Here is a 22,905-nt window from a genome sequence, read left to right as displayed (position 1 = left end):
CATGAAAAAGTTATTTAATGTTTCGCTGCTCGCTTCAGCAATGTTTCTTGCTGGTTGTGGTGATGACTCTTCGAGTTCAGGTGCTTCAACAGCGATTCAATATGAGCAATACATTCAAGATTCACTCGCACAAGCGACGAGCATCAAGTTTCAACTAACGGGTGCGGATATTGCCGTTCCTCTTCCTAGCTTCGCGTTAATGGATACTACCGACGGTACACTTGGTTTACCAACTGGCGGTGATGATTCATTAACCAACCCTATCGCAGCAATGAACACAATGGATGGCTGGTCTACTTCAATGCCAATCATCATGAACTTTGAAGGTACTGGTTTAGCTGATGGTTTCGCTACAGGTGGTGTTTACCTATTAAAGCTTAGTGGTTCACTTACTTCAGACACAGTACCAAGTGTTGCTGGAGTATTGACCTTAGGCACTGACTTTAAAGTTCTATCTAACGCCTCAACTGACACATTCACAATTGTGTTCAATGATTCCTTAGATGCTTCAAGTGAATACGTATTGGCACTTTCCAATGAACTAACGGATGTTAATGGCGATCCTGTTGGCATGTCGGCAAGTTATGCTGCACTGAAATCAAGTGCAGTAACTTATACCGAAGGTAGCCTTGCTCAAGCACAGCAAGTCACTCAAGGGGTTGAAAAGATCTTTGCTGGAGCGACTGCTGCAGGTGCAATTAACCTTGATACTGAGAACATCATTTATTCGACGTGGTTTACTACAGAGTCTGTCGGTGATTCACTTTTCGCTACCAAAGCAGCAACCGCAACAGGATTGGCTTCAGCAAATCTAAATGGTGTTTGGAAAGATAGCGCAAACCCTAACGGCGTAGATTTATCGACGGCATACGGAATGCAGTTTGTTTCAACAAAAGATTTTACCACAGCGCTTTCTGAAGATGCGGACTTTGACAAGTACATTGGTGGCGGTGATGCCGATGCCATTGCTTTAGCAAAAGGCGCAATCAATTTAATGTATACCAACTCCGGCGCGAATGTCGATGTCAGCGAAGGCTTCGTTCAACTACCGCACTATTTGGAAAAAGACGCAAGTAACTGGAACGCTCAGCCATTCGAATCAGCGATGCCGAGCCTAGCTAAAGTATCTAGTGCTCTTAGCAACAGCGCAGAACAAGCTAACATGGCTGCGCAGCTTATTGCGGCAGGTATCGATACCAGTATCTTAGCAACCAGCCAAACAGAACAACTTAAACTGATTGGTTTAAACCTTGTACTAGCTGATGGTTCTCCGCTAGATAGCGAGAGAGTAATCACTAAATATTCTCCAGTTCCACAAGTTAAATCATTGGAATCTGTTGAATTCTTGTTATTTACTAAGAATGGAGCAACACCAAAAAACGTTGTCATCTATCAGCATGGCATTACCTCAGCTAAAGAAAATGCTTATGCCTTTGCTTATAACTTAGTGGGAGATGATACGGCGGTTCTAGCAATTGACCTTCCAATTCACGGTACACGTAGTTTGGATGATACTCGTTCGGCAAACGCTGACGTTTTGGCCTATTTAAACCTAACAAACTTGCCAGTAGCTCGCGATAACGTTCGACAAAGTGCACTAGATGTAATGGGCTTACGTGCATCATTAACCGCTTCTTTGCAAGCTGGTTTACTCGCTAGTTCTCCATTGAGTGCATTCAATCTAAATACAGGTTCACAGGTTAAATTTTTAGGTCACTCTTTGGGCGGTATTGTTGGAACGACAGCTGTTGCAGCCTCTAACCGTACGTTAGGTAGTCCAACGGCTGATGCTCTGTATTCGTTTAGTTCTGCAGCTTTTGAAAACTCTGGTGGTCAAATATCTAACCTTCTACTAGGTTCTACAGAGTTTGGTCCTCAGGTTAAACACAATGTTGCGTTGAGCGCTTCAACTGAATACGCAGGTTTCGCAACCGCAAACTGTGGAAGCCTTTCTAGTAAGCAGTGCTATCAAACGTTTGAAGCAAACGCGACTGCAGCACAGAAAGCAACCATGACAGCCGCTTTTCAACAGTTCGCTTACGCTGCACAAACTGTGTTAGATACTGTTGATCCATTTACCAATGCTGCTTATCTAGTTGCTTCTGGCTCACCTGTTCTGCCTATTTATATGGGGCAAGTGCAAGGTGATGATACAGTACCAAACACTGTGGTAAACGCTCCGTTCGCGGGAACCACACCGTTAGCAACGAAGCTTGGCCTAACAGTCGTTGATTCGAGTAACACGACCCCCGACGGTGCGAAGGACTTTGTTAAGTTCAGTGATGTTGCTGCGCATAGTACATTTGTTTTACCGCAAGATACCTCTACACCAACACCTTTGGACGCAGGTCATCATGCAAGCATGCAGACACAAGCTACAGATTTCTTAGTAGACAACGCTTTATCAGTAGGCTCTATTAATGGAGCAGTCTTGGAACAATAATGCTTTCTCAGTGAAACCAAATGCCAGCTTAACCGCTGGCATTTTTGTTTTTATCACCAACCAACCTTCTCTAGTTAACCGTTTGCATAATATTAAAAAACACAAATGGTTGATCTCAGCTAAAATTAATCAAGACAGAATACCGTACGACCTCTTTCTTTATTGTGAATAAAGTGGATAATAGCCTCCGTAATTTAACACCTAATAAATGTGAGTCCATTATGTCTTCTGAAGCTACGATGCTAGAACGCTGCCAATCTAAATGTGAACTATGTGGTTCTGATTCTTCTCTTACTGCATACGCAGTACCGCCACACAGCCACGTAACAGTGGATCACGGCATCATGGTATGTGACAAATGTCTTGGTGAGATCGACGATCCTAAAGATATCAACCACTGGCGTTGCCTAAATGACAGCATGTGGAGCCAGGAAGCGCCAGTTCAAGTAATGGCGTGGCGTCAACTTACTCGTCTGAACTCTGAAAGCTGGGCTCAAGACGCGCTAGATATGATGTACCTTGAAGAAGAAACATCAGTTTGGGCACAAATCGGCATGTCTGCTGATGACAAGCCTCTTGATGTGAACGGCGTTGAACTTAAAAAAGGTGACGACGTAACAGTAATCAAAGACCTGCCAATCAAAGGCACTAACCAAGTGATTAAGCAAGGTACTGTTATTCGTGGTATCAGCGTTGGTGACGATCCTAAGCTTGTTTCTGGTAAAACAAACGGCGGTCAATCAATGTACGTAATCGCTGAGTTCTGCCGTAAAAAGTAATTATCCTTTTAGCTGAACAAAATCTAAAAAGGCGCTAATGAATAATTAGCGCCTTTTTATTAGAAAAAATCAAACCGATTTAGTTGTTCTAGAAACCACTGCCTATATTAAAGTAGATAGCGCGTTCTTCATGGCTTTGCGCGTAGTCCATACCAAGGTGTAAACCATAACGTCTTGCGATTTGGTATCGGAAACCAACACCTCCTGCATTCACCTTGTTCGTTTGATCAGCTCGCTCCGTTGCTTTTCCTGAACCATAGAAGCCTGATACTTTCCAACGATGACTAATACTGTAGGCCAGCTGCCCTTGGAGGGTTTCAATTTCATCCCCTTGATAGCGAAATGAAGACACACCTCTTAATTCAACATATGGCTTAGCTGTTGGAGACACAAATCCATCACCTTGCTCATAATTTTGATAGTTACCCGCTAAACCAAGTGTCCACTTTTCTGACACTGGAATGTAACCTTCCGCTTCAACATTGAGATTTCTGTAATTTAAATCACTGCCAATCGCATCATCAAATACCATGTAGTCTGCAGAAAATCGATATCCTTTTGTTGGGTAAAACAAATTGTTTCTTGTATCGAATTCAGCTTCAATACCTAAACCAGATGTCACTGATTCAGTGCCTAGGGTAAGCTCCATAAACTTGTCGACCAAACGATTATCAGATTCAACTTTAGACTTGGCGAATAACTGTTTCAAACCTATCATCCAAGGTGTATCACCGATTCTAAATTGCACCTTTTGTGAAAGTACCGCGACCGACGTTGATGTGCCAAATTTCAAGTCTAATTCGTTGTCACCAAAAGAGAGTTGCTTATATAAATCGATATTAGCGACACCGAAACCACCGCCACCGGTATAACGAATTGAGTCGTTCAACCATGAACGTCTATGACCACCAAAAACAAACCAAGTTCCATTTTCAGTTCCCAGAGCACCAACAACACTCATCGCAGATGGAACAAGTTGCGCACCACCATCAATAGCCTTTAACGCTGCTTCTTTACGAATTCGTTTTTCTTCATCGCTCTCGTGTAAAAACAACCCAGCAACACCACCACCATACCCAACCGCAGGCTCGGTAATTAGTATAGGTATAGGTAAAAACCCCGTTGCATTTTCTGCAATGTGGTGGCCCATATCAAACTGACCATCCACAGGGTCGTAAAACGATGCCATTGAATCAAAAGGGATCAGTAAAGAGCTTGATAATAACGCAAGCACACCACAGCGGTTCATATAAATTGCCTCAAAAAAACCGAGGCATGAGCCTCGGTTGAAAGTTTGCTTCCTTGCAATAAACATTGAAATTAAGAACTTTTTACTGCTAAGAGAGTTCCTTATCAGCACAAGCATAATAGAGCGTTTTCTATGTTTACCCTACTCTCATATGGAGGGTCTCGTCCTACAAAATTAAATCATTCTATAGATGGCAGAAACGAAAAAGGCTCATATAAATGAGCCTCTATAAACAAATAAACTGTGTTATTGCTTTGTTAATCTCGCTTTAACAGTCGATCTACGTTTTCTTTAATAACAGATAAGATCGAAGACTTCACATCACTCATTTGTTTAGAATGATGACACCAAAGAGCAAAGCCAAATTTAAATCCTTGTTCCATTTCAGATGATTGTATAGGTTCGATGTCGTAATGCGAAAGTTCAGAATGAGCGAACGTTTTTGGTAGCAGCGCCCACCCTAGGCCCGCTTCAACCATTTTGATAACTAACGCCAATTGGTCTACTTCTTCATTGTCAGAGCTAATGGTTATTTTTTCGGACATCCCTTCTTCAAGAAACGACTTTAAGACAAACTGTTTCGCGTTTTTTAACGCTAAAAGCACATCTTCCTTTGCCAAAGATGAAAACTCACCATTTTTTTGAACGAAAGGGAAAAACTCAATATGACCTAAAAAGGTCGCATCAAAACTATGTATTCCACGACTGTCATGCACGTTGACCAATCCAAAATGATACTCACCACTCTGAAGGCCTTGCTTAATGTCTTTTTTATTTCGTACTAGAAAATTCACTCGCATCATCGGAAAATCACGATGTAACTTCTTTCGAATATCCACAAGTATTTGGTGAGGTATTACACTTGAATAAGCAAAAGTAATGCTTTCCAAGCCACCATAAGACAAGCTCAAAGCGACCTTATCGAAAATTCGGGCTTGTTCAATCGTTTGCTTAGCATAGTGATAAAGGTGATGGCCATCTTCTGTTGGCTTAACCGAACGTCCAACCCTTTCAAATAGGCTTACCGCGAGCTGGTCTTCAAGGTTTGTAATAACCTGCCCGATTGTCGTTCTGTGCTTGTTCAACTTAACCGCAGCCTTGCTGAAAGACAGTTGGTCATAAACAGTCACAAACGCGAGAAGTTGTTCAATGCTGAAATTCATTTTATTGTGCTTACTGTTGGTCGTTATGTATTTAAATTACCACAGATTAACGAAATATCTACTTTGTAAGAATAATAATAGTGAAATGAATTCGTCTGGTTGAAACAAAAAAACCTACTTAAGTCAGTAGGTTCTATCATTGGTGTGTAACGAATAACTTAAATGTATTCGATCACTCGAGCTAGGTAGTTAAAGTCGCCTGAGTCACCATGGTAATTGCGGTAAACATCGACACTGAAATATTTAGGTTGATCTGCTTGAATGTGTTCAGCAATACGCTGCTCAATAGACTCTAGAGTTTCACCCGTTTGCGAGTAAATGTATTTCTTGGTGCTCTTTTGAAGCTGGCGTTGCTTCGCTTCTTTGTGTGTGACGTAATTGTTCACCTTAACCCACTGACCAATGTAATCAATCGCCACGTAGTCTAAACCCTCTTCGACTATGATTAGCGCCGCTTCTTGCTGAACGTCGGCCATTTGTAACATGTCGTTACCGACTTTTTGCTGATCCATTGAGGGCACGTTTTGTGCCATTGCAGCGCAAGACGTTGCCAAGATCAGTAGCGTTAATGCTGTTCTTTTCATTTTATAATATCCCTAATCAAGGTAATTCGGTTACCCAAGGTTTCCCGTGAGTCGCTTTGTAATAACCATATTCGTATATAGTTAATAGATAATGTTCATCAAACATGTCCTTGGTTCGTTTGGCGTAACCAAAGTCGCGCTCGATGTAAGTGAATTGCATATCAATGTTGTTGATTTCACTGATGTATTTCATTCGATATAAGTCACCACGCGTTTGTGCAAGCGTTAGGCTTGATACACTCTTTGCTACCAAATCGAGTCCCTTATCTCTTAGCGAGTGATACGGCGCTTTCAGCGCGCCATTTCGAATAACATCGAGCTGTGGGGGTGTTTCTAACCCAAGTGCATCTGAGATCTGTTGATAGTCGAAGTTAGAGGGATTGAAGAATACTTGAGTCGCTAAACCGCCATCGACGTGCAGTTCTTCAAAGATTTCACCTTCATGCTCTACATCGATGAACTGCGGTGGGAACACACCAGGAATAGACGCACTTGCGGCCAACACCTTATATATGAGTTCAGACTTATCTGGCATGTCGCTATTTGCTATTGCACCAATATTCCAAATGACAAGTTCACCAGAATCAAAATGAGTAGTACCAATAAACAGACGCTTACCGCTACGATGTTGTGCTGCGATTTGCTCAATCATCGGTTCTGGGAAAGCTTCAGCAATAAACTGATACAAGTTTTCGCCATCAGTAAACGCATCTTTAAAGACAGTGTTCAAAAAATTCTTTTTACCGAGTACGGATTTATCATTTATGTTCAACATCACGTCCTTCATCCGCGAGAATGCATCTCCTCCGATGAACACAAACGGTGCCATTAACGCGCCTGCGCTGATGCCTGTCACTATTGAGTAGTCTTTCAATTGGCCCGATTCTTCTAGCCCTATCAAGATACCGGCACCAAAAGCTCCGTTAGCGCCACCTCCCGACAACGCCAAGATGTTCAATTGATCACCTGACACAGTAATAGGCGTGGTTTGATCCACTGGAGAGTATAAGAAGTCTGGCGACTCACTCGCCCAAATACGCAATGGCTCAGCGACTGATGATGCATCTTCTAAAGTAACTTCTTTGTAATTGTCTTTGTTTACGCGTACGTCTAGCGTGTGAGGTGAACTACAAGCGACTACCAGGAGTGACAAAGCAACGGTAAGACCCGAAGAGATTAGACGGTTCATATTTAGGCTCATTTAGTATTCTCTAAATTGATTCAGAGTCTCTGTTTAATAAATAAGCAAGTTAAAAAACAGAAAGATTAGTAAATAGGGACAAAGTGAAGTCCATCTCTTTGTGGTCGTAATATAGCTAGGAACAGGTTTAACTCGTAACCTCGCTTGTAGGACGCAACCCATCGAATAGTCGCCCCTTAACCTTAAGCACCGTTGGAGTTAAACCGCTCAGCCTATTTTGACCACATTGAAATCGTGGGTAGGCTCAACAAATTCATATTGAGCATTAATCGTTTGTAGTTCCCAAGTGTCATAACTCTTAGTTAGTTCCAGTACACCATAGACTGCGTTGTTTGCATGGCGGAATGCAGCCACCGGAGACATTCTTTTCATTAATCCCGCTGTAAATAGGCCTGAGATAAGGTCGCCAACACCAACTGGTTGTTTATCAAATTCGATATTCGGTCGTTGGACTAAGTAACAGGCCTTCTTCGTTGCTAGGATCATACTGAACGCATCATCGGGCAGAGAATGGAGATGCTTGACAAGCACCATCTTCGGGCCCATTTCCAATGCTTTCTTACAGGCAGTAACCGCATCATAAAGCGAGTGGATCTTGGTATTGGTCAATTCACTTAGCTCAAATTGGTTTGGCACGATAACATCGGCAATAGGCAGCAAGTGTTTGGTAATGGCGGTTTTAACGCCATCCTCAACGATACAACCTTTATCTGGGTCACCCATGACAGGGTCACAAACATAGAGTGCGCTGTGGTTTTTTTCTTTGATGAGGTTAACCGCCTCGGCAACCGCTTTGCATTGATCTGCGCTTCCTTGATAACCAGAAAGGATCGCGCCACAGGCTTTCAATGCACTGATGTTGTCTAAGCCTCGAATCAAGTTTCGAATATCATCTGAGCCGAATGTTTGCCCAGTCCAACCTTGTTGATATTGAGTGTGATTAGAGAACTGAACAGTATGGATTGGCCACACATCGAGTCCCATTCTTTGGATTGGAAAAACCACAGAACTGTTTCCTGCATGCCCATAAACCACGTGAGATTGAATAGAAATAATGCTTTTCATGCGTCGCTCTTTTAGTTTGAAATGGATTTTATTACTTAGATAAGACGACTAAATAAACACAACGGAACATCAAGATAAGCCGCTTGCTATATAATCACTGTGCTTATTTGGTCGGAATAGCCTCGACATCGCCGAGGCTTATTCTTAATGAGTGGGACGTCATCGGCTTAAAATCATGTATTCGACTCTAAGCCTGACTTGAACTTATGCTCCTTGAAATTCAGCGAAGTGCTCGTCCAACACCTTGCGAGTTGCGCGGCCAATCAGTTCGTACTCATGGTGAGTCAGGTTAGCCAGAGATACACGAACCGATGCATGTACAGTATCGAAGCCGTTACCTGGTAGTAAAATAACACCCGTTTCGTGAGCTAGACGGAATAAGAAATCTTTACCTTTACCGCTTGCTTTGAACCATTCAACGAACTCTTGACCGTATAGTTTGCCACCTAGAGTGTCTAGCTCTAGCAGTGTGTAGTAATCAACGCGGTCTTTGTTCTCTTCAACTTCTAGCCCCATGTTGGTGTATAGAGTTATGTAGCGTTCACGAATGATGCGTTTGCATGCTGCTTTGTAGCTACCTTCAGAATCCATGAGACACGTTAGGGCAAACATCGCCATTTGCACTTGTTGCGGTAGAGATAGACCGGCAGTGTGATTCAAGGCGACGCTACGGCTATCTGCAACAATGCGGTCGATGAACTTAATGTCACGTGGCTCCGGAGTCAGTGTTTTGTAACGGTCATCAAGTTGACACTGTTTTTCTTCGCTGAAAGAGCTTAGTGCGTCATCAAATACGTTTTTGTGTTGGATACCAATGGTACCTAAACGCCAACCGGTTGCACCAAAGTATTTAGAGAACGAGTAAACACAAAGTGTGTTGTACGGTAGTTTTGCAAATAGAGAAACGAAGTCATCGGCAAATGTACCGTATACGTCATCAGTGATGATGAATAGGTCACTGCGTTGCTCATTCACAAAGTTTGTTAGGTTCTCTAAAGTCTCGTCAGAGAATTTCACTGATGCTGGATTAGCAGGGTTAACGACGCAAAGTAGTTTGATGTCTGTATCTGCCAGTTTCTCGATTTCAGACATTGGTAGCTGCCAAGTGGTCTCATCAAGACGCAGCTCAACGATCTCTAGTTCGTACTCAGAAAGCTCTGGAATTTCTAGGTAAGGGGTAAAAATTGGCGTAATTAACGCCACTTTATCGCCTTTTTTCAATAGACCATTATTGAACATCGTTTGGAATGTGTAGGTCATTGATGCCGTACCACCTTCCGTTGCGAACAAGTCGAAGTCTGTGGTCATTGGAACTGGGCCATACATCTCTTGTGCAATGTACTGCTTCACCACTTTCTCAATATTAGTCAACATACGTGGTGGTACTGGATAATTACACGCTAGGTAAGCAAGAACGAGTTCGTTTAAGAACGCTTGTTTTGGGATACCTAGACGATCTTTTGCGTAGCTTAGTGCGCGTTCGATGAACTGAACACCTTTGTCGTTTGAGTATTCTTTAGCAAACGTATCGAAACGCTCAACGATACCCACGCCATCAGGGATACCGCCGAAATCACCCCCAAGGTACGCATAGTTACGTTCTGCTTCATTAACAGAGAACTCACCAAGACGAATAAACGCTTTACGTGGCAATGTTGCTAGGAAGTTTGGATTGCCACGACCTGCGTCTAGTAAAGCGCGGTCTGGCACGGCTTGAGCAACTTCAATTAATTTGTCTTTTAATTCAAATGGGCTTAAATCAGCGAATTTTGAAAAGTCGATATTAGTATTTTGTGTAGTCATAATATTTACCTAATTATATATTTGTTAAATTTTGGGAATACTTATCCTATCGACTAAACATTTAGCCGATAAGTTACTGTTTATTATTTACATGCCTGCGTTTAAAGTAATGACACCGACGATGATTGGGCCCCACAATGTAAGTAAGACATTAGCTACTGCGTAAGTTACTGTGAAAGTAAATACAGGTGTTGCATTGCCTGTTTTTTCCAGTAATGCCGCAAAGCCTGGGTTTGCGCTGCGTCCACCAGTCACACAACCTAATGCCTCGACCGGATTTTTAATTTTCAAGATAAAGTATGAAAAGAAGAATGAAATAAGTTGCGGAATAATGGTTACAGCAACACCTAAGAACAATAATGACATGCCGTGTTCCTTGATGGTGTCAACGGCTTGTGGCCCTGCTTGCAACCCTACAATTCCAACAAAAGCTGCCAGGCCAAAGTCACGAATAAAGTTAACGGCTCCAACTGGGAATTGTGCAATGTGAGGGTTTCTGTTACGAATCCAACCAACGAATAAACCAGAGATCAAACAACCTGCACCAGAGCCGATCGTTACTGGGATCCCCGCAATTTTAAAGCTAATCAAACCAATAAGAAGACCAACAACCATACCCAAACCAAGAATGACAAAGTCAGTCATGCTTGCTGAGCTCATACGTTTGCCAATATTTTTCTCTACGCGGTTAATATCATTTGCAGTCCCCGTAACTTGAATAATATCGTTTTTCTTAACAACGAGTTCCGGTGTCAATGTAAGCGAGACACCCTCACGGATATAGTCAGTAATGTAGACTCCGCGATATAGACCTTTGTTTGAGTTTTGTTTGAGCTCTTTAAGAGATTGTCCGATAAGCTTGTGGTTATCTGCAATCAGTTGTCGATTTTCTTCAATTATTTCATAGCTTTCAGGAAGAGATACTTCATTGCTTTCACCCTTACACTGTAAATCTTGAACCGTATTTCGACGACCAGTAACAACGACGATGTCACCTTCTTTGAGTACAGTAAACTTGTCTGCATCAAGCTCTTGTCCATCACGTTCAATTAGCTCTATACAAGCAGAAAGTGATGTATCATTTAGCTGTGTTAAAGTCTTTCCTACTAGCTTATCGCTAGCACTCACTTTGAACGCACGAGTAACTAATGCCGTAACTGCATTAAATTCACCTGGCGCTAGCTCACGTTTACCGTTAGAGTTTTTTTCTTCTAAGGCAATCGCTTCAGCTCGAATATCCCACTTCATCAGTGTTGGGAATACCCATGTCACCATCAAGATTGGGCCTAAAGATCCAAAGATATATGTTACTGCGTAACCAACGGCAACATTGGTTTGCATTAGGTGCTTTGCTTCTTCTGAAACGCCACCAAGACGAGCAATAGCATCGCCCGCTGTGCCAATTATCGCAGACTGTGTAAGACCACCAGCTGCAAGGCCCGCAGCAGTACCTCTGTCTAGGTCAAATAACCATGCTGCAGCTAATACACAGAGTAAACCGGACACAGTCATCACGACAGCTGAAAGTAATATATTGATGGTTCTAAAGTTAAGTGCTTTAAAGAACTGAGCACCGCCTTGATAACCGACTGCATATATAAATAGCGCGAAGAAAATACTTTTCACACCTGGGTCAATATTAACACCAAATTGTCCTATAATTACGCCCATCAATAATGTTCCGGCAACACCGCCTAAAACAAATCGACCAATGGTAATTTTACCAACCATATAGCCAAGAGATAGTGTAATAAATAGAGCGACAAATGGTGCCATGTCAAATAGATTAGAAATAATGTCCATGAAAAATTTACTCTTGTTATTAAATAAAAGGAGTAAATAACCTAACGAATAACTTAATATTGATATTTGTTGGATTATTCAAATTAAATAAAGCATCTCGTTGCTTCGAACCGAATATTAATAACAAAAGGTTTAATTATGTAATCCCATTTGACGGATCAAATCATCACTTTGACTATTTGGAGGGAACCTGAAGTATAATTTATATCTAAAGTGGTTGTTTTTACTGCATTTAGTTCAAGGTAGGATAAGTGGATCATTTTCGAAATAAATTTCGAAAAATGTTTTTATACCCAGAACGATAACCTACCTACCATTGTTCTACTGGCTTAGGGCACCAAAAAAAGACGTGGTCAGCACAGTCACCTAATAAAGTCAGATTTTTGATGGATCTGACCCTCTATAAGCGATTGTCACAATAAATCGAATTCCGTTATCTTTGTATTCATCAAACGAATAGAGAAAAGAACCATGAATACAATGCCGCATGAACTCGTGTGGGGCGAAGTCTACTTCCCACCGCTGTTACTGGTTATTGCATTGGCTTACATATTAACAATCTTAACTGGGTCAATCGCCACAAGGCTTGGAGTACATAAATATGTCGCCTTACCTGCAATAGCAGAACTAAGCTTAATCGTGATTTTTACTGGCGCTATCGGCCATTTTATTACCATTTTTTGAGGCACTTACCGTGATCAAACGTTATCTCATCACACTGTTATTAGTTGCGACTGCTGGTTCTGTGGCTTACAACTACTACCAATCTTATACAAGCAATCCGTGGACTAGAGACGGTCAAGTCAGCGCATACATTGTTTCAATCACACCTCGCGTCACCGGGCAAGTGGTCAAAGTGCACGTGGACGACAACTCACAAGTGTCCAAAGGCGATCTTCTTTTTGAAATCGATCCGAGTATTTACAACGCGACCTACAAAAAAGCGCTTGCCACTCAAAAACAAGCGGTTGCCCTACTCGCCAAAGCCAAAAATGAAGAACAACGCGCCTTGAATTTAGAGAAAAGAACGCCCGGAGCCGTCCCCGTTCTTACTCTAAACAACTTAAGCAACGCTGTAGAAACAAGCGCCGCGAATGTCGAACTAGCAAAAGCTAACGTAGAAGAAGCACACCTGAATCTTGAGTACACCAAGGTATACGCGCCTACTAACGGTTACATCACTAACTTGAACCTACGCGTGGGCTCTCAAGTTGTCGCGAATTCACCTGTGGTTGCGTTAATTGATGAAGATAGCTTTTGGATTGAAGGTTATTTCAAAGAAACCGATCTGGTCGGCGTTGATGCTCAAGATAAGGCCTACGTAACACTTATGATGCACAACAATGTTCAACTAGAAGGCCATATCAAAAGTATTGGCTTTGGTATCGCTAAACAAGACGGCAGCACAGGTAATGATTTATTGCCAAACGTGAATCCAAACTTCCAATGGATACGTCTCGCTCAACGAATCCCTATTAAAGTTAAGTTAGATAAAGTACCTGCAGACGTGCAGCTGCGTGTTGGTATGACAGCCTCAATCAAAATCATTAAATAATTGGGTGTTTCTATGTTCAATGCATCAACTAAAGAAGCGATCAAAGCCGCACTTTCTATTGTTATCGCAATTTGCCTTGCTCTTTGGTTTCAATGGGAGAAACCGTATTGGGCAGCGATTGCGGTTGCAGTGATGGCGTTGAACGAAAGCTTCGCCCATTCAATAAACAAAGGTCATAATCGGTTAATGGGAACCTTGTTAGGGACCGGCTATGCCTTTTTCCTCATTGCGATGTTTTCACAAGACAGATTTTTGTTTCTGACATTTTTTACCTTGTTCTTAGGCACTTGCATTTTCATGTCTAGTGACGAGAAGTATGGTTATGTGTTTTCTATTGGTTTCGCCGTCTGTTCGATTATTTCTTGTATGGGCGGGTTTGATAGCCAAATGACCTTTCATTTTGCTGTGCTTCGACTTCAAGAAACACTATTAGGTGTTGTCGTCTTCTCTATTGTGTATCGCATCGTGTGGCCTGTGAATACTGAACTCAACTTTGTACAACGTTTCGAAACAAGTAAACAAGCCTTATTAGATGCGATGGAAAAAACAGACGACATCGACATTACCGCACTTGAAAGCAATACCGCAAATATTGATAAGCTGTATCAACTTTTAGATCTCCCACTGACCGGAAGTTACCACCTTAAAGAGAATATCCAAACATGGCGTTTACGTATCGATGAAATGGCGTATATCCAAGATACATTACTCAAACAAAGTGACAGCGAATCTGACTTGGGCATCCAATGGGCAGTTCTTACTCACAACTTGAAGACGTTCGATTTATTAACACCAGATCAATCTCTTGTTGAGGGTGAACCCAATGTAATGGGCGATAACAAAGAGGTGTCTTGGCATCACGCTCATCGTACGTTTGTTCAACATTTGAATGAAGACGGGCGCAAGGTCCTACAAGGAGTGTCGATGTTCGTAACATCGTTATTAATATGGATATATCTTCCAATGCCGGGTGGTTTTATTTTTCCTATGATTGCCGGTGTATTTTCTTCGATGCTGCCAACGATGCCGCCGAGTATCATCAAAGATGCGTTTTTCGGTGTACTCGGTACGGGAACCGTGATCCTACTGCAGTACATTTTCGTGATGCCTTTGATGACTGAGTTATGGCAACTCGCCCTATTCTACTTCATCAATATTATGGTGATATGGAAAGTATTCGATGCACCTAAACTTATGGTGCATCGCATACTGGGTGTCAACTTGCTGGTCGTACTTACGTCTGGTGCGCTGAATCTAACGCCTATTTACCAGATCGAAACACCGCTACTTATGCTAGTTAATATATTAATGATTCTAATGGTAGCGAAATTCTTTACTGATCTGTTTAGAGTAAAAGCGACGGCTTAGAATTAAATCCAAGTGACCTCATAGAAATGTAACGGCCTGCTAAACATATTGTTTTTCAGGCTGTTTTTATTTCCGCATCATGCTGACATCAAGACTCATAAAATCAAAAATTTAACAAAAAACACCACCAAACCAATCAAGTGAGGATATCATCCATCAAACGCGATTAACGACATTTCCTACCTCACCTTAGAATACTCTCATTGACTGACGCAATGCATTTCCAAATGCGACATTCACATCGCAAACCCTTATGGATGCATTAATAACAAACTGAACACGAAGTTCAGTACAACATCGACTGTTTAAGTCTCGAAGGTTTGAGGCTACTCAGAATGGAAACCGTCATGAGTTTTTTAAAAAAATGTACGAACGCACGTAAAAAACACACTCTATCTCTATTGATGAGTGCCTTAATCCTAACTGTTCCCACTTTTGTTCACGCGGCGGAAGAAACAAAAACTTATGCCAACGTCATGGAACAAGGACGTGCAATTTTTGACAAATACGGCATCAGTCGTGACTTACCAAAACTAGCAATCAGCTCATTGGTTCAGGGCGAACACTTAGTTGAATACACTCACCGTACAATACAATTAGGTGATGAAATTCAAGATTCTTCGGCATTTTTAGTAAAGAACACTGACAATAAAGGGAATATTGACCTTCGTATTAAATACAACCCAGATGAGTTAGACGAGCACGAAAACGTCCTAGATGATATCGAGTCATTTACACGTCTTGAATACCGTTTACGTAATTATGCAGAAAGCTTCGATCCTTCCTCGGTAAAAGTAAGAGAAGAAAAAGAGGGAAAAGTGGTCATCAGTTTCAACTACTCTAAATATGGCTTACCTCAAGATATCGCTTACTTCCGTTTCCTAGAGGTTGATATAGAGCTTATTAATGGCGAACCAAAACGAATGGTGATTACTAACAATGAACCATTTAAACGAGAGAAAGATCAAGTAGAGAGCTATAACCAAGTTATTGAATTTCAGACCATAGAATCTGGCAAGGTTATCATTGCAAGTAAAAAGACAGACATCATTGGTAAAAGAAAAAATAAACCTCTGAAAATAAATACATCGATAGAACCTGTTGCACTATATGAAAAAGACAATGGTGTAAAAGTATTAAGCGAAGAAAGACTACAAGAAGTCTCTGACCCTCGCATGAAAGAGGCGAGTGTTAAGTTAGATCGAGTGTTTCCTCTAATGGGCGACATGGTGCGTCGTCAAGGTATCGATTTACCATTACCATTTGGTGTCTCAGTTGCTTATCGTAATCAAGATATGAATGTCCCATTTAACGACTTTACCATTGATGGTATTCGTTTAAACGATATATTCGAGCCTGAAGATTCTATTGGTGTCGTGAATGCTGAAAGTGTCAGCGTACGTGGTGATGTCAATATTTTACCGTTTTGGAACGTGTTTGGTTATGTCGGTAAGATTAACGTAGATGCCAAAGTTGATGCCGGTTATACCGGTGCACCAGGCGAGCTCATTCGAGATAAATTGAATAACAAACTCTCAGGAGCTGGTGATGCATTTTGTAACAACGATACATTGGGCACTTTATGCCGGCCAGGTAACTTAGGAGTTCCACTTCATCTTGAATATGACCTACGTGGTGTAGGTACTACCCTTTCTGTTGGTTATCGCGAACTATTTGCTTCTGTGACCGGTACTTATTCACAAACCCGCCTCAAGGGCATGACAGATTGGGGAGAAGGTATCGTGACCGTACAACCAATGTTGGGTTACCAGCTAGTTGATTACCGTGCGCAAGTCTTTTTAGGCGCAGAATATCAAGGGCTAGACGCACGTATGGATGGTCACGTCATTGCCGGTGATATTGAATTTGACTATGACATTGGTGTTGAACTCGATCAATGGGCTTACTTAGTTGGTTTTAACAAGCAGTTTGGTAAAAATTACAACTTAACAGTGATGTACAATAAAGGCGAAACTCGTAATTCTGTAACTATGAACTTCGGCTATCGATTCTAACACCTAAGAAAGCATAGAGTGGTCGCAGGCCACTCTTGTAGGGTAGCGTCCTACTTATGCGATTCCATCAATCACAATAATGTCTTTAATATACATCCCATAACAAAATTACATATATCCAAGCACGACAACGGTCGACGATAGCGCACGGAATTGCTGGTTTGGTCACAACAAAAACTGCGGACATAATAATGAAACTCAACAAACGTTCAATTTTAGCTGTAACGATCTCGATGCTGTTAGCAGCATGTGGCAGTGATAACTCTAATACCCCTAGTTCTCCAGAAGCGCCTGCGGCGTTAGTTCCTGCACCAGCGGAAACGTTTACCGCTCAAATAGGTGATGCGAACATTAACGCGACCAAACAAGAACTCTTAATAACTTCAAATACTGAAGATGACAAACTGGCTTCTGTTGAAGTTTTTAAAGGTATTCGCTTTGCAAAAGCTGAGCGTTTTCAACACAGTGACACTGTTGACTTAACTGATCAGGTGAATTCAGATGGTATCGTTGAAGCTACTTCGTTTGGTGATGCATGCCCACAAAATAAATCGACAAGCTTTGGTTCTGGCCTTGAACTGGAGCAAAGTGAAGATTGCTTGAATCTGAATATCTGGCGACCTGAAGGTACCACTGCACAAGACCAACTATCTGTATACGTGTTCATTCATGGTGGTGACTTCGAATACGGCTCTGGCGCTAACCCAATGATTCACGGTGACACCGTTGTCGCACAAGGTGCCGATGAAGGTAATCCGTTTATTGCTGTGACGTTTAACTATCGTTTGGGGCTGCTGGGGTCTAACTGGGTAAAAGGCGTCGACGTTAATGGTAACTTCGGTTTAGGTGACCAAGAAACGTTATTGAAATGGGTACAAGAAAACATCCAAAATTTCGGTGGGAATACTGGCAACGTAACCCTAATGGGCCAAGGTTCTGGTGCAATGTCGATTGCTTTATTGCAACAAAAAGTGACAGAAAAAAAACTAGAAGATAGCTATTTCCAGCGCGCCATTATGCAAAGCATACCTTATGGATTTGAGTACAAAAGCTACAACGTAGCAAAAGACCAAGCGAGTGATACTGACACGTTACGCGGCAACTCTATTGAGCAAGTGCTTGAAGAACAAAAGACAGCACTTGATCCATTACAACGATTAGAAAGCTGGTTATTGTCTTCAATTGGTGTGGAAATACCAACAGTCACACCAAAGTCAGACAATACGCCAATGGCAACCTTAATGCCTTACGCACCTTACTTGGAGTGCTCGGAGCTTAAAGGTGGACTGCTGAATTCGAGCTCTTGTAAAGACGGTATGGGTCAAGCACAGCCAAGTCGCTCTAATTTTGTTGTACCGACGGTTATCGGTGTCAATGCACAAGACTCAGATAACATGAGCATGCTACCCAACTTAACCTCACTAGTGCCTTTAATCATCGATTTAATGGGCGATGATACTGGTGATGCAGAATATACTGCACAACGCATGGCCGAGTGGTTAGCGATTGATGGCAATAAGCAACTTGTAAAACAACGTATGCACTCTCTAGCCAACAGTGATGAATTCAGCGCTCAACTTGAACTGCAAGACCTTATCGATGCGCTACCAAAGTCTGCATACGAAGCGATGACTCCGTTATTCTTTGGATTAAAAAACCAAACAGGTAGTGATTTGCTCCAATTAACCGATTTTTACCCAAATGATGAACATGAAATACTGTCGGCAATCAACAACATGGGCCAATATCGTACCATCATGAACGATACGCTGTTTGCTGGTCCAGCTCGTATGAAAGCTGCTGAAAGTGAACATGCGACCATGTACTATTTTGACCATAGCCCAAGCTTCAACGTGTGGACACATAACACAGGTCCGAATGGCGAAACAGATATTGGTGATTTACTTAAGTCTATCAGTTGTATTACGGGTGCTTGCAATGGCTCAGAGCTGCCATTTGTATTTAATAAAGCAATGAAAATGGATGGCACAGAAGTTCACCCAAGTTCAACCGACAAAAAGCTGATGAATGAGATATCTCGTTCGTGGTTTGACGAAACATTATTCTCAGATTCGAATCAATATAATGCAAACGAAGACCAGGTGTTAGTGATTGATACTGATGGTTTGGCGCTTTCCGCTCCTAACTGGGATAAAACAAAAAACCCAGGTAAAGATGCCAACCTACGTCAAGGTCGCCTAACTGGTCTTGAAAATCTAGGTCTCCTACTAAATTACATGCCTGAGTAATCTGGATTCCATCTAAATTTGTATTCATTCCTAAATTAAGGCCGGCTTGCTGGCCTTTTTATTCGCCAAAATGTCATGAGTCCCTATGCTTAAGAATAAGATGCGCGCCATATGTGCGATATTTTGCATTGCTTTATTAGCCGGCTGCGCCCAACCTTACCCTGATGTCGAGCCCGGCTTCGAAGCTAACTGGCAAAGCACAGAACACCAAGCTGAAGTGTATCTAATTCCAACCGCACCTGAAGCGTTTGCTCGTCGTATTGACCTAGTTCGCCACGCCGAAAACTCAATCGATATCACCTACTTCTCTTGGGAAAAAGACACGCTTGGTTTAATGCTGTTAGATGAATTAAAACAAGCGGCCGATCGTGGTGTTTCTGTACGGCTAACTCTCGACGATTTGTTGGTATTTAACGATAAATGGTTGGCTGAATTGGACTCGCACCCAAACATTGAAATTCGATTGTTCAATCCGTTTGATTCTCGCAAAGAGAGCTGGATAGGACGCGCGTTTAACTTCTCGACTCACCAAAAACAGTTAGATAACCGACTGCATGAGAAATACTTTAATGTTGACCACCAATGGATGATCCTCGGGGGGCGCAACATCGGTGATGACTACTTTGGCTACAGTGAAAAAGCCAACTTCTTTGATATGGATGTGCTATTCAAAGGCGATGTGATTGCTGCGTTCAACCAAAATTACCAAGCATTGTGGAACAGCGAACATGTGGTGCCGATTCAGGAACGCATTAAAATCAAAGGAACGGAGCAATATAAAGCGTTCACCAAAGCGTTGAATAAAGGCGAGAAAAATAAAGCGTTGATCACGTCTGAAGTCGAGAGACAGATAAAGAACTTAAACCATCTGAGTTTCATTTCTGCTTCTGTCACGCCAGTATTTGATTCACTGGAGAAACTCAATGATAACAAGCCCTACCTTCGCCAACGTACAGAGCACTTGATCAAGCAAAAAATACCGACACCTTCAAAAGCCGTGATTTCTACGCCTTATGTGGTGCCGAGCGACAACCAATTTGTGTTTATTGATGCATTAACTGAGCAACAGGCCAAAGTGACTTTAATGACCAATTCATCGGCTTCTAATGATTCGGGGTTTGTTCCTGCGTATTACGAGCAACATCGCCAGACCTTACTCGATAAAGGCGTCAGTATCTTTGAGTACAAAAGCAAAGCGATCAATGATGACCACTATTTTCATGTTGATACTTACTATCATAATAAAACCGTGATTCTAGATAACCGTGTTACGTATATCGGTTCATCGAACTTCGATCCCAGGTCCGATTTTTTGAATATTGAGCTTGGCGTGCTGATTGATAGTGAAGAGTTTGCGGAACAAGTAACACACTATTTAACACGTCAGAAAAAAGATTTGTTTTGGGCTGTGTCGCGCGACCAATCAGGCGAAACAAAGTGGGTTTCAGGAGAACAAGAATACACTAAGAACCCTAATTACAGTTCATGGAACAAACTACCAGACTGGTTATTCAGAAAAATGAATGGAGAGTTTGAGCTCTAACGTCTACAAGCCACGAATAGTGAAAGGTATTAAGGTCTATTGAACTTTCGTGCTTGTATTTTGTTTAATAGACCCTAGTTAGCGTCAACACGCCAGCCGCAGTCTCAGAAGTACAAAAAACCGCGTAATTCGCGGTTTTTTATATTTGCCACATGAAAATGGTGGCGTTTTTCAAGGTAGTGGTCATCGACAAAGTATCAAACCCACTCGAACTTTAAACAACATAGACAATTATGCCAATCGTAGTAAACAACGGGTCATTCTAGCTGGTTAACACACTATTTCTGATCACTTACTTACGGTGATGGGTATTAGAACTGAGTACCTAATAAAAAGTGAATACGAAACTCATCGCCTTCGGGCGCATCCAGACCATAAGCAAAATCGAGTTTTACTGGCATAAAATGTGAGTTCCAAATCAAACTCAACCCTGTACCACGCTTCCAATCTGCTTTGTCATCAAACGCATCACCAACATCCAGAAACGCCCCCATCCATATTGAGCGATACACTTGATGTTGATACTCGATCCCTGCAGTTAACATGTAACGCGCACCGGTTAGTTCTCCATTTTCGTCTTTAGGAGAAATGGATTCATAACCATAGCCTCGCAAGTTACCGTCTCCACCGGCAAAATAACGAAGCGATGACGGTACATCAGATAATGATTTGGCGATGTTAATACCAACGTTTGAATGAAAATGGAGCTTTTGTTGTTCGCTAATATCCCAAGAAACAACGCTGCTTCCCTCTAGTCTCAACAATCTTGAATCAGACAGCAGACTCGGATCAGAATATTCCAAAGAATAGATATGGCGATGATTAATCTCGAGTTGATCGTTCTTACGATCGATTTGAGAGAAACTGATTCCGGGCAACAACAGTTGGGATTGGTCTTCCTCTGACGCCTGACTATACTGTTCATGCAGGTATTTGACGTAAATTGTACTTTGCCAATCACTGTCTAATTGCCAATAACGCTCAAACTTAAGATCATTCGAGAAGCTTTTTGTATCTCGATGATCAATACGTTTTGACTCAAACTGAATACCGTAATAATCAGTCGTGACTTCTTGCGTTGGGATTTTATACCCTAGCTTAAGAGACTGCTCTTGCTGAGACAAATACGTTTTCGTCTCAAAACTATGTCCTCTTCGGTTATACCAAGGTTTTGACCAATTTAGAGAAGCCCTTAATCCTAGATCCGTTGAATAGCCGCCACCCACCTGCACGATGTTTCGCGAACTTGGCTGTGCAACAATCTTTATAGGTACTTCTAGGTTACTCTCTAGTTCTTTGAAATCACCATGGACAACGACGCTGCGAAACCATTGCGTTTCTGATAAGTCAGATTGGAGTTGGCCTAGCTTTATGGTGTCGAAATAGTCACCTTGGTTGAACTTAGGGATTTTTCCTATACGTAGAGGGTCAACGCCGTCATTAGGGATACTTAATGACCCAAATTTATAACGTGCGCCGCTAGAGAATTGCAGATGTATATTGGCCATATTTTCACTAGGAATAACCTCCATTTCCGACTCAATAAACTGACCGTCAAAATACCCTTTCCTTTTTGCTAGAGATAAGATCTCTCGCTTTACTCTGTCGTACTCCGGATGTGATAACGAGCAACCTGAAGCCAACTTATTTTTCTCTAGGACATTGATGAAGTCTGAATCTTCACTCGCTTCACCTATTATTTTGATAACAGACTCTTTAATGCGCATGACAGGGCCTGAATCGATCTCGAGTACTAAACTTTCGGGACCGCTAGCAAGAATATTTAGCTGGGAATGGTAGTAACCATAAGGGTTGAGTGCGTCTTGAACTCGTTGAGTGAGCTTAGTTTTCGATAGCTTTGAAGTGGGAACATCAGCTAAAGGTTTTAAATACAGTTCTACATTCTCGGTGAGAGTTTTATTAAGCCCTTTAACTTCAAATTCAGCAGCTATCGAAGAGTGTTGGGTAAACAGGAGAAATGAAGCTGCCAGCACTACTTGTTTAATCGAGGTCTTCACGCGGTTGCTCAATTGCTTAAAACCCGAATAGGTTATGAGCAAAGCGTAAAATCACGGAATCTCATAT

General features: G+C 41.9%; 16 protein-coding genes. 8 read left to right on the top strand and 8 right to left on the bottom strand.

The window, feature by feature from the left end; genetic code table 11:
- Position 1 precedes the first annotated feature (1 nt).
- Together OCT63_RS08430 and OCT63_RS08425 are read left to right on the top strand one after the other, a co-directional pair.
- Positions 2-2,443 (top strand): VolA/Pla-1 family phospholipase, encoded by a 2,442-nt coding sequence (locus OCT63_RS08430; protein WP_269983571.1) that lies wholly within the window; start codon positions 2-4, stop codon positions 2,441-2,443.
- Positions 2,444-2,664: 221 nt separating this feature from the next.
- Positions 2,665-3,222 (top strand): PhnA domain-containing protein, encoded by a 558-nt coding sequence (locus tag OCT63_RS08425; RefSeq protein WP_017058318.1) that lies wholly within the window; start codon positions 2,665-2,667, stop codon positions 3,220-3,222.
- 88 nt (positions 3,223-3,310) lie between these two features.
- On the opposite strand, the gene OCT63_RS08420 is transcribed toward OCT63_RS08425, so the two are convergent.
- From OCT63_RS08420 to aspT, 7 genes are all read right to left on the bottom strand, one after another.
- The gene (locus tag OCT63_RS08420) at positions 3,311-4,471 is read right to left on the bottom strand and encodes a BamA/TamA family outer membrane protein (protein WP_269983570.1); all 1,161 of its coding nucleotides are present in this window, start codon (positions 4,469-4,471) and stop codon (positions 3,311-3,313) included.
- A 257-nt stretch (positions 4,472-4,728) separates the two neighbouring features.
- Complete coding sequence (locus OCT63_RS08415) at positions 4,729-5,634, bottom strand: LysR family transcriptional regulator (protein WP_269983569.1); 906 nt, start codon at positions 5,632-5,634, stop codon at positions 4,729-4,731.
- Positions 5,635-5,792: 158 nt separating this feature from the next.
- Positions 5,793-6,146 (bottom strand): hypothetical protein, encoded by a 354-nt coding sequence (locus OCT63_RS08410; protein WP_443088549.1) that lies wholly within the window; start codon positions 6,144-6,146, stop codon positions 5,793-5,795.
- An 88-nt stretch (positions 6,147-6,234) separates the two neighbouring features.
- The gene (locus OCT63_RS08405) at positions 6,235-7,407 is read right to left on the bottom strand and encodes a patatin-like phospholipase family protein (RefSeq protein ID WP_269983615.1); all 1,173 of its coding nucleotides are present in this window, start codon (positions 7,405-7,407) and stop codon (positions 6,235-6,237) included.
- A 219-nt stretch (positions 7,408-7,626) separates the two neighbouring features.
- Complete coding sequence (pdxY, locus tag OCT63_RS08400; RefSeq protein ID WP_161674263.1) at positions 7,627-8,484, bottom strand: pyridoxal kinase PdxY; 858 nt, start codon at positions 8,482-8,484, stop codon at positions 7,627-7,629.
- A gap of 204 nt (positions 8,485-8,688) precedes the next feature.
- A complete protein-coding gene (locus OCT63_RS08395; RefSeq protein ID WP_269983567.1) occupies positions 8,689-10,287 on the bottom strand; it encodes a bifunctional aspartate transaminase/aspartate 4-decarboxylase in 1,599 nt (532 codons plus the stop codon).
- A gap of 87 nt (positions 10,288-10,374) precedes the next feature.
- On the bottom strand, positions 10,375-12,090 hold the full coding sequence (aspT, locus tag OCT63_RS08390) for an aspartate-alanine antiporter (RefSeq protein ID WP_269983566.1): 1,716 nt from the start codon (positions 12,088-12,090) through the stop codon (positions 10,375-10,377).
- 471 nt (positions 12,091-12,561) lie between these two features.
- On the opposite strand from aspT, the gene OCT63_RS08385 reads away from it, so the two are divergent.
- The 6 genes from OCT63_RS08385 to OCT63_RS08360 all read left to right on the top strand — a co-directional run bounded on the left by OCT63_RS08385 (position 12,562) and on the right by OCT63_RS08360 (position 20,820).
- Positions 12,562-12,774: a DUF1656 domain-containing protein gene (locus OCT63_RS08385; protein ID WP_269983565.1), complete on the top strand. Its 213-nt coding sequence runs from the start codon at positions 12,562-12,564 to the stop codon at positions 12,772-12,774.
- A gap of 10 nt (positions 12,775-12,784) precedes the next feature.
- The gene (locus OCT63_RS08380; RefSeq protein WP_060466792.1) at positions 12,785-13,645 is read left to right on the top strand and encodes an HlyD family secretion protein; all 861 of its coding nucleotides are present in this window, start codon (positions 12,785-12,787) and stop codon (positions 13,643-13,645) included.
- A 12-nt stretch (positions 13,646-13,657) separates the two neighbouring features.
- Positions 13,658-15,013, top strand: a complete 1,356-nt coding sequence (locus OCT63_RS08375; protein WP_269983564.1) for an FUSC family protein — start codon at positions 13,658-13,660, stop codon at positions 15,011-15,013.
- Between the two features lie 347 nt (positions 15,014-15,360).
- Entirely contained in the window at positions 15,361-17,028 is a 1,668-nt protein-coding gene (locus OCT63_RS08370) for a hypothetical protein (protein ID WP_060466794.1), read from the top strand.
- Positions 17,029-17,219: 191 nt separating this feature from the next.
- Positions 17,220-19,277, top strand: coding sequence for a carboxylesterase family protein (locus tag OCT63_RS08365; RefSeq protein ID WP_269983563.1), 2,058 nt, complete (start codon positions 17,220-17,222; stop codon positions 19,275-19,277).
- 85 nt (positions 19,278-19,362) lie between these two features.
- Positions 19,363-20,820, top strand: coding sequence for a phospholipase D family protein (locus OCT63_RS08360; RefSeq protein WP_269983562.1), 1,458 nt, complete (start codon positions 19,363-19,365; stop codon positions 20,818-20,820).
- 311 nt (positions 20,821-21,131) lie between these two features.
- On the opposite strand, the gene OCT63_RS08355 is transcribed toward OCT63_RS08360, so the two are convergent.
- The gene (locus OCT63_RS08355) at positions 21,132-22,850 is read right to left on the bottom strand and encodes an autotransporter assembly complex protein TamA (protein WP_269983561.1); all 1,719 of its coding nucleotides are present in this window, start codon (positions 22,848-22,850) and stop codon (positions 21,132-21,134) included.
- Between the last annotated feature and the right edge of the window lie 55 nt (positions 22,851-22,905).

The sequence above is a fragment of the Vibrio sp. RW genome (assembly GCF_027587105.1).
Taxonomy (GTDB): Bacteria; Pseudomonadota; Gammaproteobacteria; order Enterobacterales; family Vibrionaceae; genus Vibrio; species Vibrio toranzoniae.
The sequence above is the reverse complement of the archived record's forward strand: the minus strand, read 5'-3'. Positions and strand labels throughout refer to the sequence as shown.

Bases quoted from the DNA above. Each gene is read 5' to 3' on its own strand.
- OCT63_RS08430 (WP_269983571.1), top strand. From the start codon at position 2: ATGAAAAAGTTATTTAATGTTTCGCTGCTCGCTTCAGCAATGTTTCTT.
- OCT63_RS08425 (WP_017058318.1), top strand. From the start codon at position 2,665: ATGTCTTCTGAAGCTACGATGCTAGAACGCTGCCAATCTAAATGTGAA.
- OCT63_RS08420 (WP_269983570.1), bottom strand. From the start codon at position 4,471: ATGAACCGCTGTGGTGTGCTTGCGTTATTATCAAGCTCTTTACTGATC.
- OCT63_RS08415 (WP_269983569.1), bottom strand. From the start codon at position 5,634: ATGAATTTCAGCATTGAACAACTTCTCGCGTTTGTGACTGTTTATGAC.
- OCT63_RS08410 (WP_443088549.1), bottom strand. From the start codon at position 6,146: ATGGATCAGCAAAAAGTCGGTAACGACATGTTACAAATGGCCGACGTT.
- OCT63_RS08405 (WP_269983615.1), bottom strand. From the start codon at position 7,407: ATGAACCGTCTAATCTCTTCGGGTCTTACCGTTGCTTTGTCACTCCTG.
- pdxY (WP_161674263.1), bottom strand. From the start codon at position 8,484: ATGAAAAGCATTATTTCTATTCAATCTCACGTGGTTTATGGGCATGCA.
- OCT63_RS08395 (WP_269983567.1), bottom strand. From the start codon at position 10,287: ATGACTACACAAAATACTAATATCGACTTTTCAAAATTCGCTGATTTA.
- aspT (WP_269983566.1), bottom strand. From the start codon at position 12,090: ATGGACATTATTTCTAATCTATTTGACATGGCACCATTTGTCGCTCTA.
- OCT63_RS08385 (WP_269983565.1), top strand. From the start codon at position 12,562: ATGAATACAATGCCGCATGAACTCGTGTGGGGCGAAGTCTACTTCCCA.
- OCT63_RS08375 (WP_269983564.1), top strand. From the start codon at position 13,658: ATGTTCAATGCATCAACTAAAGAAGCGATCAAAGCCGCACTTTCTATT.
- OCT63_RS08370 (WP_060466794.1), top strand. From the start codon at position 15,361: ATGAGTTTTTTAAAAAAATGTACGAACGCACGTAAAAAACACACTCTA.
- OCT63_RS08365 (WP_269983563.1), top strand. From the start codon at position 17,220: ATGAAACTCAACAAACGTTCAATTTTAGCTGTAACGATCTCGATGCTG.
- OCT63_RS08360 (WP_269983562.1), top strand. From the start codon at position 19,363: ATGCTTAAGAATAAGATGCGCGCCATATGTGCGATATTTTGCATTGCT.